The organism is Clostridia bacterium, assembly GCA_014360065.1.
GTDB lineage: Bacteria > Bacillota > DSM-521 > Neomoorellales > JACIYF01 > JACIYF01.
Genome location: JACIYF010000075.1, coordinates 1 through 12,148, shown reverse-complemented (window position 1 = coordinate 12,148; position 12,148 = coordinate 1). Strand labels below are relative to the sequence as shown.

12 protein-coding genes and 1 pseudogene are annotated in these 12,148 nt (G+C 57.1%); 6 read left to right on the top strand and 7 right to left on the bottom strand.

Annotated elements, in window-relative coordinates:
* Positions 1 to 118: 118 nt before the first annotated feature.
* Genes H5U02_10605 through H5U02_10595 form a run of 3 tightly spaced genes read right to left on the bottom strand, consistent with a single transcriptional unit; the run spans position 119 to position 2,061 of the window.
* Positions 119 to 343, bottom strand: a complete 225-nt coding sequence (locus H5U02_10605) for a hypothetical protein (protein MBC7342874.1) — start codon at positions 341 to 343, stop codon at positions 119 to 121.
* A gap of 43 nt (positions 344 to 386) precedes the next feature.
* On the bottom strand, positions 387 to 764 hold the full coding sequence (locus H5U02_10600) for a hypothetical protein (GenBank protein MBC7342873.1): 378 nt from the start codon (positions 762 to 764) through the stop codon (positions 387 to 389).
* 22 nt (positions 765 to 786) lie between these two features.
* On the bottom strand, positions 787 to 2,061 hold the full coding sequence (locus H5U02_10595; protein ID MBC7342872.1) for a S8 family peptidase: 1,275 nt from the start codon (positions 2,059 to 2,061) through the stop codon (positions 787 to 789).
* Positions 2,062 to 2,284: 223 nt separating this feature from the next.
* Between H5U02_10595 and H5U02_10590 the strand changes: the two genes are divergently transcribed.
* The gene (locus H5U02_10590; protein ID MBC7342871.1) at positions 2,285 to 2,524 is read left to right on the top strand and encodes a hypothetical protein; all 240 of its coding nucleotides are present in this window, start codon (positions 2,285 to 2,287) and stop codon (positions 2,522 to 2,524) included.
* A gap of 375 nt (positions 2,525 to 2,899) precedes the next feature.
* On the opposite strand, the gene H5U02_10585 is transcribed toward H5U02_10590, so the two are convergent.
* The 4 genes and pseudogenes from H5U02_10585 to H5U02_10570 all read right to left on the bottom strand — a co-directional run bounded on the left by H5U02_10585 (position 2,900) and on the right by H5U02_10570 (position 6,113).
* Complete coding sequence (locus H5U02_10585; protein MBC7342870.1) at positions 2,900 to 3,196, bottom strand: 4Fe-4S dicluster domain-containing protein; 297 nt, start codon at positions 3,194 to 3,196, stop codon at positions 2,900 to 2,902.
* Positions 3,197 to 3,427: 231 nt separating this feature from the next.
* The gene (locus H5U02_10580) at positions 3,428 to 4,057 is read right to left on the bottom strand and encodes a 2-oxoacid:acceptor oxidoreductase family protein (GenBank protein MBC7342869.1); all 630 of its coding nucleotides are present in this window, start codon (positions 4,055 to 4,057) and stop codon (positions 3,428 to 3,430) included.
* Positions 4,058 to 4,198: 141 nt separating this feature from the next.
* Positions 4,199 to 4,900, bottom strand: a pseudogene (locus H5U02_10575) (2-oxoglutarate synthase).
* A 34-nt stretch (positions 4,901 to 4,934) separates the two neighbouring features.
* Positions 4,935 to 6,113 (bottom strand): ferredoxin oxidoreductase, encoded by a 1,179-nt coding sequence (locus tag H5U02_10570; protein ID MBC7342868.1) that lies wholly within the window; start codon positions 6,111 to 6,113, stop codon positions 4,935 to 4,937.
* 260 nt (positions 6,114 to 6,373) lie between these two features.
* Here H5U02_10570 and H5U02_10565 point away from each other — a divergent pair, with 260 nt between their 5' ends.
* The 5 genes from H5U02_10565 to H5U02_10545 form a co-directional block, all read left to right on the top strand.
* Complete coding sequence (locus H5U02_10565; protein ID MBC7342867.1) at positions 6,374 to 6,739, top strand: DUF4349 domain-containing protein; 366 nt, start codon at positions 6,374 to 6,376, stop codon at positions 6,737 to 6,739.
* 249 nt (positions 6,740 to 6,988) lie between these two features.
* The gene (locus H5U02_10560) at positions 6,989 to 9,142 is read left to right on the top strand and encodes a ribonucleoside triphosphate reductase (protein MBC7342866.1); all 2,154 of its coding nucleotides are present in this window, start codon (positions 6,989 to 6,991) and stop codon (positions 9,140 to 9,142) included.
* Positions 9,143 to 9,254: 112 nt separating this feature from the next.
* Positions 9,255 to 10,055 carry an anaerobic ribonucleoside-triphosphate reductase activating protein gene (locus H5U02_10555; GenBank protein ID MBC7342865.1) on the top strand — a complete coding sequence of 267 codons (801 nt, stop codon included), beginning with the start codon at positions 9,255 to 9,257 and terminating at the stop codon, positions 10,053 to 10,055.
* 2 nt (positions 10,056 to 10,057) lie between these two features.
* Complete coding sequence (locus H5U02_10550) at positions 10,058 to 11,341, top strand: site-specific DNA-methyltransferase (protein MBC7342864.1); 1,284 nt, start codon at positions 10,058 to 10,060, stop codon at positions 11,339 to 11,341.
* Between the two features lie 114 nt (positions 11,342 to 11,455).
* Positions 11,456 to 12,148, top strand: a 693-nt coding sequence (locus tag H5U02_10545; GenBank protein MBC7342863.1) for an alcohol dehydrogenase catalytic domain-containing protein, incomplete at its 3' end; no start/stop codon positions are given.

Sequence of the window (12,148 nt, the reverse complement as noted above, 5' to 3'; positions counted from 1 at the left end):
CCAGGCGGCAATGCCGCCTGGCCCCCTATAGAAGCTTACAATCTCAAGAGCTTTGCCATCCAGCCTGAGCAAATGCCGCCCTCGCGTCCCCGAGTTGAGCGCTGGATCGTAAAGCCAGTTAGGGCTCGGCGTTAGCCACCTCAAAGTCGCCATCATCCCAGCTAGATTGGTAAGGCGGGACTACACCTGGAAAGATAAAGGGAATGATAGCTACCACTAAGAACAACGAAGCTCCTATCAGGTACAAAACATCAGTATACCGTTCGATCAGCCCTATTTGTTCGGGGGTAAGCTTTCCCCGCGATGCGCTCAGCATCAAAGCCAACCTGTGATGGCGGTACATCGCTAGTCCTCACCTCTTTGCTGCCAGCACCGCTTGGCTAATGCTAGGTTTTCTTCCATTGGGACAAGAATGCCTCCACATCCTCGGGCAGTGGCCCCGCCCCTAGCTCCCCGGCCGCCTGGCGGATGAAGTCAGCCAGACTAGATTTGACGCTGCTATCCAGGCCCGCGGTGAGGCCCTGAATTAAATTAATGATGGAAGCTTTGTCCTGTACCTGATCCGCGGAAATGCCCGCCTGCTCCAGAGTCTCGAGCATGGCTTCCTGGTTCTCGGGGGAGATACCGGCACTCCTTAGGGCTTCGCCGATGCCCTCTCTTCCGCTGGCCAGTTGAGCACCCTCATCCCCCTGGCCAGCTTCGGTCCTAGCTCGAACTGCCCGGGCTAGGCCTTCTTGGAGCCGCTTGGTATCAATGCCTGGCAAAGCTATCCTCCTCCTTTTTCTCCTATTCAGCCTCAGCCAATACCGGCTGTTCTACTTCCTCGCCCTCAGACGCCCAGGCAGCACCGCCCTGTACCAATGCTTGGGCGTCAATCAGGCCAAACCCCTGTTCTTCTCGGCTCAAACCGGGCAGGTGCTGAACCCCTCTCCGCAACCGACGCATGATTTCACTGGCATTCACCGTAGAGATTTTCCCCAGGAGCAAAGCTAGGGCGCCGGTAACATGGGGCGCCGCCATGGAGGTGCCATTCATCTTCTTGTAGCGGCCACCAGGATAGGTAGATAGAACCTCCACTCCAGGGGCACAGACGGTAACCTCAGGTCCGTAGCTCGAGAAATCAGCCCGCTGACCTTGCTCATTGATGGCGGAAACCGCTACCACCTCGGGGTAGCGCGCCGGATAAAGCACGCTATCAGGTTTACCAACATTCCCAGCCGAGGCTACGATGATCACTCCTTTTGCCACCGCATTTTTTACGGCTGTTTCCAAAGCTTTGCTGGCATTGCTGGAACCCAAGCTCATGTTTACCAATTGCATTTGGTTCTTGGTTGCCCATTCCAAGCCCGAAACAATGGTGGAGATCCGTCCCATGCCCCGGCTATCTAACACCTTTACCGGGTAAAGGGTGGCTTTGGGAGCCACGCCTACCACCCCGATGGAATTATTGGCAGCCACGATGGTCCCGGCTGTATGGGTTCCATGGCCGTTTCGGTCCCGGGGTAAGGTACCAGGCGCCAGCACATTATAGCCCCGGCGCAGATTGGGCCGCAGATCCGGATGTCCAAAGTCAACCCCGGTATCTAGGGTAGCTACCCTCACCCCTTCTCCCTGACTGTCTGCCCAGGCCAGCGGCGCCTTGATTTTTTCCACTCCCCAGGGAACGCTCTGGTGAGGTTGGTTTACCGGAGCACTCGATCCCAACCAGCAGGTAGTGTGCACCTCGAAATCATCCTCGATAGTCAGCACATCCGGATGGGCAGCCATTTCATCCCATACCGCTTCTGGTAAAGAGGGCATAAACTCAACCACCGCGGCGTTGATAAACGGTAAATGCTTAATTACGCGACCCCGACCCGATATCAGCGACCGGCAGCACTTGAGAGCCTCCACTTCCGGGTTAAACATCACAATCTTCCGGATCCCCCGGCCAGGAATGGAACCAAACGGGCTTCGAGAAACCAACCGCATAACCCCCTTTTCTGCGAACTGCTCATAAGAATCCTTAATCATCCTATGCAAGGGCAAAGCCGTTGGTCCCCGCTGAAACAGCCATTGCACCTTTAACACTTCCATGCCGGGGTGCATATGCTGATGCTGAAAAGAAAAGCGGCCCGAAAACCAGCTTTAAGCCAGGTGCATCCGAAAGAATTACCAAAATGGCCGGGGATGCTGGCGTAAGGCGACTTTGGGCGAGCCCTGCGAGCCGTTGGCGAGACCGAGCCCGGAGGCGGGGCCGAGGGCATGGAGGCCCGAGGCCGGCCTCTTGAGACAGGAGGTCGAATTGGCCGGGAACCCCGCCGAAGGGCGAGGGGGAGCCATACGGATCGCTGGCGAGGCCAGTCTTTCGCCGACGCCAGCGCCCCGGCATGGGAAATGTTTCGGAAGCATCTTAGACCAGCAAGGGGGGCAATCTATGGGCGCTCAATGGGATTTCTGGTGGATCTTTATCCTGTTGATTGTAATCTTCATCCCGTTGTTGCTGCTGTTCTGCCTGGTTCCCATCAACACGCAATCAGCCTAGGCAGGGCGGCAACCGGGAGAAGAAAAAGCTCCGATTATCGGAGCAAGATCGGGGTACCTATATTAAGTACCACAGTCATGAATAGCTAAAGGAGGCGTAAAGAAGTGGAGCAAGGGTTTGGTTTCTGGTGGATTTTCATCCTACTGATCGTGATCTTCATCCCCATCATCCTGTTGTTCTTCATTTGGCCACTCAACGCTGCTAAGGTCTGAGGAACAAGTAGAAGCTGGTAAGTGAGTTAGGGGCGGGGCAAAGCTTTTGGGCTGGCCCCGCCCCTATCTTCTCACTCCTACTTCCCGTTCACCCTGCCTCTTGCCGAATTCCATTCCCCGCCCTAGGACGTGCCCCCTTCCTGTAACCTTGGCCACTTCCTCACTAGTGAGTTTTTGCTCGCGCCTTTATACCCTCTCTGTCCTTCCGCTCCACCCAAATGGCGCAGTCAGGACAAACCATCTGACAGATCTTGCAGGCAATGCAGCCCTCGCCATGGCCGGGCTCCACCGCTGGGGTGCCGTAGACGCCCAAACGCTTGGACCAGCCGATGGTATGAACCGGGCACTTCTCGATGCAGAGGCCGCACCCCTTACACAGAGCCGGGAAGAGGTGAAAGATCCCCCGGCCATCTTCAGTAGTTACGGCCTCCCAGCTGGGGTCCACCGGTCGCGATTCCATGATCACACTCCTTTGATAGCAAAAAACCATAGTTTCCAGCCGCCCAGCACTCAACCGTTGGCGCACAGCGACTGGGCAGAGCGTTTCTATCTGCTCTAGGCCAACCCTAGCCTGCATCCCAAAGTTGAATTGGTAGCTTCCAGACCAGCGCCCCGGCATCCGCTACTTAACTATTCATTGCCCCGCCGTGCAGCTTCCTACCCTCAGACATCCTCTGGTTTCCGCTCCTGCTCAGCGTACCATATTGAGGCCAGCTTCCAGGGCTCGGTAGTTCAGGTCCCGCAGCGACGGTTCTTTGGCAAACTTGTAGCCTAGGCGGTTCTCCAGGGCGGCCTTGACCGCCTCCAGGTCCAAGACCTTGGTAAGCCCAAGGATGGCGCCTAGAATCAAGATGTTGAAAACCCGCGGGTGCAAGGTTTGGGCGGCAGTGGCGAGGGCAGGAATCCCCTTGGTCCGGGCGGCATTCTTGGGCAAGTCGGCTTCAGCGCCTTCGATGCTGGAATCATAGATGAAGGTAGTCTGGGGGCCAGCATAATCGGTGGCCCGGCGTATGGCCCGGTCGCTTAAGGCTACCACCACATCCCCAGTGCGAAACTTGGGGGCAGGAATGGGATGGCCGGAAGGGGCAATTTGGACGAAGGCCACCGACACCCCTCCCCGCTGTTCCACCCCAAAATTGGGGATGTAGAGGGCTTCGCGACCGCTCAAAAAAGCTGCCTCGGCTAGGATCTCTGCTGCCGCCTGCACCCCCTGGCCGCCCTCGCCGGCCATGGCGATCTTCAGCGGATGGGAGTGGCCAGACGGCGAAGCGGTTCTGGATTGAGGAGGATGGGGATGGGCACCCCCGGCATGAGGTGCCATGGGGTGAGCTGGGGCTCCCGGGCAGGGCGAAAGTTCATCTCGGCTAGCCGCCATTTCCCCCCGAGCCTGGGTCTCGCCTCGACCGGGAGCCTCCAGCAGCATACCGGCCTGCCCTCGGTGTTCTGATCCTGCCCCCGAGTATTCTCCTACCCGGTAGAAGCGGCGCATGTCATGTTCAAGAAAATGCCAAGTCTCACGGGCGTTGGTCCTCCAGTTGGTGGGACAGGCAGAAAGAGCTTCCACGAAGGCAAATCCCCGCCCCTCAATCTGGTTTTCTAGGGCCCGCTTGATAAATCGCTTTAGCTGCTGGATGTTGGCCACCGTTCCCCGAGCTGAATAACTCCCCTCCCGGGCCACACCCGCCACCAGGGCCGGACCGTCCAGAGGCCAGCCAGTAGTCTCTTGATCGCGACCAAAGGGGGTAGTCTCGGTCTTCTGCTCTGGTAGGGTGGTGGGAGCCATCTGCCCGCCAGTCATGGCATAGGTGGTGTTGTTGGCAACGATGACAGTAATTTTTTCATTGCGGGCGCAAGCATTTACCAAGTGTTGGGCGCCGATGGCATAACCGCCGCCGTCACCCATATAGGCCACTACTATCAGCTCGGGACGGGCATGTTTCATCCCTGCTAACACCGGAATAGTGCGGCCATGGTGGGTTTGAACCGTATCCAGGTTGAAGAAATCCCAGGCCAAGAGGGAGCAGCCGATATCGCACCCAAAAATGGCCCGCCCTTGGAGGTTCAGTTCGTCTATGGCCTCTCCTAAAGCCTTGAGCACCAGCCCATGGCCACAACCGGGACAAAACTTGTGGGGCTTGGTCTCCGGCCGCCAGCAGCGCGGCATAGCTGGGTGTAGCTCGGCCAATGTTGGGCCTCCTTCAAGTAAGCTTCAGCTGATCCATGATCTCTTCGGGAGTGATGGCCAGCCCCGGGCGGAGATAACTAGCCATTTCCGGCGGGGATGCTAAACCGTAAAGGGCTTCCTTCACCAGCCGTTCTAGCTGCCCCTGGGCTGATTCACAAACCAAAAGTCTCTTAACCTTGCTGGTGCCATCTTGCGCCACCGCTAGCCTTAGGGCTTGGGTCGGAAATGGCCTCAGGGTTATGGGTCGGAACAATCCTACCGGCACGCCCCAAGCCCGGAGTTCTTCCACCGCGGCTCGGGCGGCCCTGGCCACCACCCCGTGCGCTATTACTATGACTTCGGCCTCCTCGGCGCCTAGCTGTTCGTATTCGGCCACCTCTTCTGCCATCCTTTGGTAGTCGGCTTGATGTTGGGACAGCACCGCGAAAAGTTCTTCCTCGAGATTGTAGGTATTGCGCAAAAGGACCGGCTCCCGATCGACTCCGGGGACCCCGGGCCCACCCAGGTAAGGCACGGTGGCTACCGGTTCCAGGTTTCGATCTGCCGGATCAAATAGCTCTACTGGCTCCCGCATCTTACTTTGGTAGCCGTCTCCCAAAACAAAGGTGGGAAAGTGATAGGCCCAGGCAGTGTTAAAAGCCTTGAGCACGTAAGTATAAAGTTCATGGTGACTTGAGGGCGAATAGACGATCCGCAAGCCCTCGCCGTTGCCGCCAAAGCAGGTGAGGTTGACCTCCTGCTGCGAGTAAATGACGGTAGCGGTGGAAGGTCCTCCCCGCTGGCAGACAATCACTACCACCGGCAGGCGCATCATCTCCGCCATGGCTAAGGGGTCCTGCATCAACACGTTTCCTGGCCCGGCGGTAGCAGTGAAGGCGCGCTTGCCCGCCAACACCCCGCCGATGGTGGCAAAGCCAGCTGACATCTCATCCTCGGTCTGAAGGAACCCTCGCCCAAATCTGGGAGCCAAGCGAGTCCAGTAATGCATGATCTCGTTTTGGGGAGTAATGGGATACCCGTACATGATGTCGGCACCGGCAGCAATGGCAGCCCAGGCAATGACTTCGTTGCCGGTCATAAATTGCCGACCCCTAGGCAAATCGACTAGGCCGGTGCCAACAGCTGACCTTTGGGTCTCAGCGACGCTTATCCTGCTCAACCCCTTCCGCAACCTGTGGATCCCTAGTTCCATGGATCCCTAGCTTTAGGGTTTTCCCTAGGAAGAAAGATTATACCGTTTACAGTACCCATTCCATGGAACCGCCTTTATGAAAATTCCGTCTATAGATTGGATACGCAGGGATGTAGGTGCGGAGTTCACCCAGGCCAGATAGCCAAGGCCTTGCCAGGTTATGCTGAGCCAACGGTTTAGTGCCGGGAGAAGCGGACCCGGCACTCAACTTGGGGGAGCGAGACTTGACGCCCACCTCAGTTAGGCAGTAAGCTCACCCGATGCTCGAAAATACTTCGCAGTTGAGTGCTGGACGGCTGGACGATACTGAGCAGCGCCTGCGAGGCGTAGGCGGCTATCTGGCCCAAGCTAGCATTTCCGGTCAAGAAAGGGGCAAGCGCCAAGGGTCATTCTCCCTGCGGGTCCCGGCTACTCAATTTGAGCCCCTGCTAGCCGAGATCAAGAATATGGGAACAGTAGAGAAGGAGAACCGAACTGCCAACGATGTCACCCAGGAATACGTTGATCTCGATGCCCGGCTGACCAACCTGAGGCGCCAGGAAGAGAGGCTAGCGGAAATACTCAAACAAGCCCGTAACGTCAATGAGGTGCTCCAAGTAGAAAACTCTATTCCCGCCATGCCTTGATTGTGGACCAAGCTTGCCCAGGTCCTATTTCTGGGCTTTATCTCTCCCTAGGCGCCCATACCATTCCCCTGCTATGCCAACTTGGCCAGGTGAATTGTTGTTCTTCCTTTCCGGGAATGGTATCATGTATTTAAGGAAGCGTTGGCCCAGCGCCAAGCGGACCTGGTACCGATACGCTGTCGGAACATTAGCTTAATAGGAGTCACTTGCGGTTACTTTTCTATTTACGTACATAGAGCGGGGGGAAGCATCTTGGTACCAAAAAAGATCATCAAACGGGATGGGCGAGTAGTTGATTTCGACGAGGAACGGATCATCAACGCCATCTTTAAGGCCGCCCAGGCAGTGGGAGGATCAGACCGGAGGCTAGCCTGTGAGCTGGCCAACCAGGTGGTAGCCTTAGCAGCAGAACGCTTTGCCGATAAGCTCCCCACGGTGGAGGACATCCAGGACCTGGTAGAAAAGGTGCTGATCGAAAACGGACATGCCCGCACCGCTAAGGCCTACATCCTCTACCGGCAACAGCATGCCGAGTGGCGTAATTTTAGAAACTTGATGGTCAACGTCGATAATATGGTACAGGGATACCTGGACGGCGAAGATTGGCGCATCAATGAGAACAGCAATATGAACTACTCGCTGCAGGGACTAAATAACCATATAATCGCGGCGGTAAGCTCCCGCTATTGGCTGGAAAAAGTGTATCCGCCGGAGGTGCGGGAAGCTCATATCTCCGGCGATTTTCACCTCCATGATCTTTCCCTTCTGGCTCCCTATTGCTGCGGGTGGGACCTGGCCGACCTTTTGACCGAGGGATTCGCCGGAGTCGACCAGAAGGTGGAAAGCGCTCCACCCAAGCATTTCCGTACTGCTCTGGGGCAAATAGCCAACTTCTTCTATACCCTGCAGGGTGAGGCTGCTGGAGCCCAGGCCTTCTCCAGCTTCGACACCTATGTGGCCCCCTTTATCCGTTATGACGGCCTCTCTTACCCCGAGGTCAAGCAGGCCATGCAGGAGTTCATCTTCAACCTCAACGTCCCCACCCGGGTGGGCTTTCAGACCCCCTTCGTCAATTTAACCATGGACGTGGTAGTGCCCAGCATTCTGGCCGATGAACCGGTGATCATTGGCGGTAAGAGGCAGGAAGGCACCCGCTACGGTGACTTTCAAAAGGAGATGGAATGGGTCAACCTGGCTTTCTGTGAAGTGATGATGGAAGGAGATGCTAAGGGAAGGATCTTTACTTTCCCTATCCCCACCTATAACATCACCCGCGACTTCCCTTGGGACAGCCCGGTGGCAGAGAAGATCATGGCCATGACCGCCAAGTATGGTATCCCTTACTTTGCCAACTTCATCAACTCCGACCTAAAACCTGAGGATGTCCGCAGCATGTGCTGCCGCCTGCGGCTAGATAACCGGGAGCTCAAGAAGCGCGGCGGCGGCCTGTTTGGCTCCAACCCCCTGACCGGGTCCATTGGGGTAGTGACCATCAACCTGCCCCGGCTGGGATATTTAAGCTCCACCAAGGAGGAGCTGTTCTCGAGACTAAGGGAAAAGATGGAGCTGGCCAAAAAGAGCCTGCTCTTAAAGCGCAACATCCTGGAGAAGCTGACCGAGCAGGGCCTTTACCCGTACTCCCGCCACTACCTTAGAAACGTCAAGGCTAGGTTCGGGCGTTACTGGGAGAACCACTTCAACACCATCGGCATCGTGGGCATGAACGAAGCGCTTTTAAACTTCCTGGGCAAAGGTATCGAGACCCCGGAAGGGAAAGCTTTAGCCTTAGAGATTTTGGACTTCATGCGGGGAGTATTGAAGGAATTCCAGGAAGAGACGGGCCAGATGTTCAACCTGGAGGCTACCCCAGCTGAAGGTACTGCTTACCGGCTGGCCCGCATCGACAAGAGCACTTATCCTGACATCATTACCGCTGGAGGCGAAGGAGCGGCGGCAGCCCTGGGAGTGGATCCTGAGCCCTACTACACCAACTCCACCCAGCTGCCAGTGGGCTATACCGACGATATCTTCTGGGCTCTAGAACACCAAGATCCGCTCCAGCTCAAATATACCGGGGGCACAGTGTTCCATGCTTTTCTAGGTGAGCGCATCACCGACACCAAGACCTGCGAGCGGCTCTTGCAGACGGTGATGAACAACTACCAGCTCCCCTATTTCACCCTCACCCCCACCTTTAGCATCTGCCCCACCCACGGGTACCTGGCCGGGGAACAACCTGCCTGCCCCCAGTGCGGCCAGGAGACCGAGGTTTGGAGCCGGATTGTGGGTTATTACCGGCCGGTTTCCAACTGGAATAAGGGAAAAAAGGTGGAGTTTGCTGAGCGCAGGTACTATAGGGTAGAATCCCAAAAGGAACCCAAGGAAGTCAACTCAGTAGCTTAGCTGTAGCTCAAGAAAACAGGCAACCCGGGGCGGACAGGGTCATTCGGGGTTTCGAATGGCCCTGTCCGATACGCAAGTTATCGGCTCGACTAAGTGGGAGCGCTAAGGGTGGGTGAGAGAATTGATTCGCGGCATCCAGAAGACCAGCCTGGTTGATTACCCGGGTGAGGTTTGTACTACCTTATTTGTGGGCGGCTGCAACCTGCGCTGCCCATGGTGCCACAACAGTGATTTGGTGCTGCGGCAAAGGCAGCTGCCCCGGTTCCAGCCCAAAGCCATCTTGAGCTCCTTGGAAAAGCGCAAGCACCTGGTACCAGCCGTATGCATTACTGGCGGCGAACCTACCCTCTGGACCCAGTTGCCCGACTTTATTAGAGAACTAAAAGCTATGGAACTCAAAGTGAAGCTGGATACCAACGGCACCAACCCAGAAGTCCTGCAAGGGCTGCTGACAGAGCAATTGCTAGATTATGTGGCTATGGATGTTAAGGCTCCCCCGGAGAAGTACGAGCTTTTGACCGGGCGCCCAAGCTTTATGGCTACTGCTTCTACCCACAGGGTAGAGCCGGCCGATTGCCTTTGTTTGGGCCAGAACGCCCAAGAGACGGGTGCTGCCATTCTCAAGCGGATCCAGCAGAGCATCGACCTGATTAAGACCAGTTCCATCGACTATGAGTTCCGGACCACCGCCGTCCCGGGGATGCTGGAAGAGGCGGACCTTTTGGCCATCGGTTCCTGGCTGGCCCAGTCGATCCGCCCTCGCCGCTGGGTGTTGCAGCAATTCCGCCCCGCCACTACTATCATCGATCCTTGCTTGCGCGAGGCGCATCCCTATCCCCAGGAAGTCTTGGAGCGGGTAGCCACCCAGATGGCCCCCTATTTTGAGGAAGTGAAGGTGAGGGGGGAGGAATAAGCTTGCCTGCTTCCGGCAACCTGCCAGTTAAGCTCGACTATCCGGGAAAGCGACCGGCCGCTGAGGTCCTGGCCGCTGGCCCCGTACCTGCGTTGGTGCCATTACAAATCCTCCTCCCCCCTAGCGCCACCAACAAGTGGCCAGCTTACCTGGAGGCTTGCTGCCAGGACCAAGAAATTACAGAGCCAAGTGCGGCTGGTGCGGTTAGCGCCGATGCCACTCCAACCGGTGGAACCCAGGATAGAGTCCAGGCTAACCATGAGTCGCACTGGCATAACCGCTTGATCCAGGGGGATAACCTGCTGGCCTTGAGAGCCTTGGCCAAGGATGTTGCCGTCAAAGGCCAGGTGAAACTGGTATATATCGATCCTCCCTTCGCCACCCAGCGCGAATTTCAAGGCCGTGGCCAAGCTACCTGGAGTGATACCTTGGATGGGGCTGAATTCCTGGAATTCTTGCGCCAGCGGCTCATTCTCCTCCGGGAACTATTAGCCGATGACGGTAGCCTGTACGTACATATGGATTACCGCCTAGCTCACTATGTCAAGGTGCTCCTGGACGAGATCATGGGCCGGGAGAATTTTCGGAACGAGATTATAGTCAAGCGGGCTACCAAGAATCTTCAGAACCAATTTGCTCAGGTGGTCATGCTCAATACCGCCACCGATTCCATCTTTTGGTATTCCAAGCACCCCGAGGCCCGTTTCCGGCCCCCTACCAAGAAAGCTAGCCCCCGCCAACAGCAAGGATCGTGGGCTAGCTTCTACAACCACGAAAACCGCCCCACCATGCGCTACCCGCTATTTGGTAAGACTATCAGCCGGGGGCAATGGAAGTGGAGCCAAGACCGGGCCATGCGAGCAGCCGCCAATTACCAAACCTATCTGGAGCACTATGCGGATAAGATGAGCCTCAAAGAATACTGGCTGGCCACTGGCAAAAAACTAGAGTTTCTACGGCCCAGCCCTCGCACCGGCTCTCCTCAATACTGGGTGGAACCGCGAGAAGAAGTAATCTGCGATACCAATTGGTTGGATATCCCCGCTTACCAGTTTGACTCTGGCTATCCCACCCAGAAGTCAGAAGCGTTGCTTACCAGAATAATCAAGGCTGGCTCCGAACCCGGGGACCTAGTGCTGGACTGCTTTTGTGGATCGGGGACTACCTTGGTGGTGGCCCAGCGGCTGGGCCGGCGCTGGATTGGGGTTGATTGCGTGGAGGCAGCCATAACCGTCGCTGCCAGGAGGCTTAAGCAAGTAGCCGAAGAGGCTAAGCCGTCCACCTAGCTACTGATGTTACTCTTGGGGAGGTCCAGCACCAAACCAGTTTTAGGAAAAGGCTAAGAACGAACTAAACGGAGGTGAGACGGTAGCGCCAAAACCTGGCGCTACCCGGCCAATATGCGCGCTATGGTGCTCAAGAACCCCGCTCCCATTGAGACTTTACCCCTAACCCTGATGGAACTTCCCGTTCCCCAACCTGGCCCCGGCCAGGTCTGCATCCAGATCCATGCCTGCGGCGTCTGCCATACCGACCTGCATACGGTGGAGGGCGAACTGCTCCTCAAAAAGCTCCCGGTCATACCCGGCCACCAGGTGGTGGGCCGGGTGGTGGCCCTAGGCGAGCCGACTGAGCCAGGGGAAAGGTCCGGTTCCGCGGCGATCGACGTTAAAGTCGGCGACCGGGTGGGGGTACCCTGGCTCTATCGCACCTGCGGGAGTTGCTTTTATTGCCAGCGGGGGCTAGAAAACCTCTGCTCCCAGGCTGAATTCACCGGCCTCGATCATGATGGCGGCTATGCCGAATATATGGTAGCGCCGGCCGACTTTGTCCTGCCCCTGCCGGAAAGCTTCTCCGAACGGCAAGCGGCTCCGCTGCTCTGTGCCGGCATCATCGGTTATCGCTCCTTGCGGGTAGCCGGGCTGCAGCCGGGAGAGCGCTTGGCCCTTTTCGGCTTTGGCGCTTCCGCCCACTTGGCTCTGCAGGTGGCCCGCCACTGGGGATGCGAGGTGATAGTTTATACTCGCAGCCGGGAACACCAGGAGCTGGCAGTAAACTTGGGGGCGGCCTGGGCCGGTCCGGCCCAGGCCGCC

Excerpts from the sequence above, each read along its gene's own strand:
- H5U02_10585 (MBC7342870.1), bottom strand. The coding sequence starts at position 3,196 with ATGGAATCGCGACCGGTGGACCCCAGCTGGGAGGCCGTAACTACTGAA.
- H5U02_10580 (MBC7342869.1), bottom strand. The coding sequence starts at position 4,057 with ATGGCACCTCATGCCGGGGGTGCCCATCCCCATCCTCCTCAATCCAGA.
- H5U02_10570 (MBC7342868.1), bottom strand. The coding sequence starts at position 6,113 with ATGGAACTAGGGATCCACAGGTTGCGGAAGGGGTTGAGCAGGATAAGC.
- H5U02_10565 (MBC7342867.1), top strand. The coding sequence starts at position 6,374 with ATGCTCGAAAATACTTCGCAGTTGAGTGCTGGACGGCTGGACGATACT.
- H5U02_10605 (MBC7342874.1), bottom strand. The coding sequence starts at position 343 with ATGTACCGCCATCACAGGTTGGCTTTGATGCTGAGCGCATCGCGGGGA.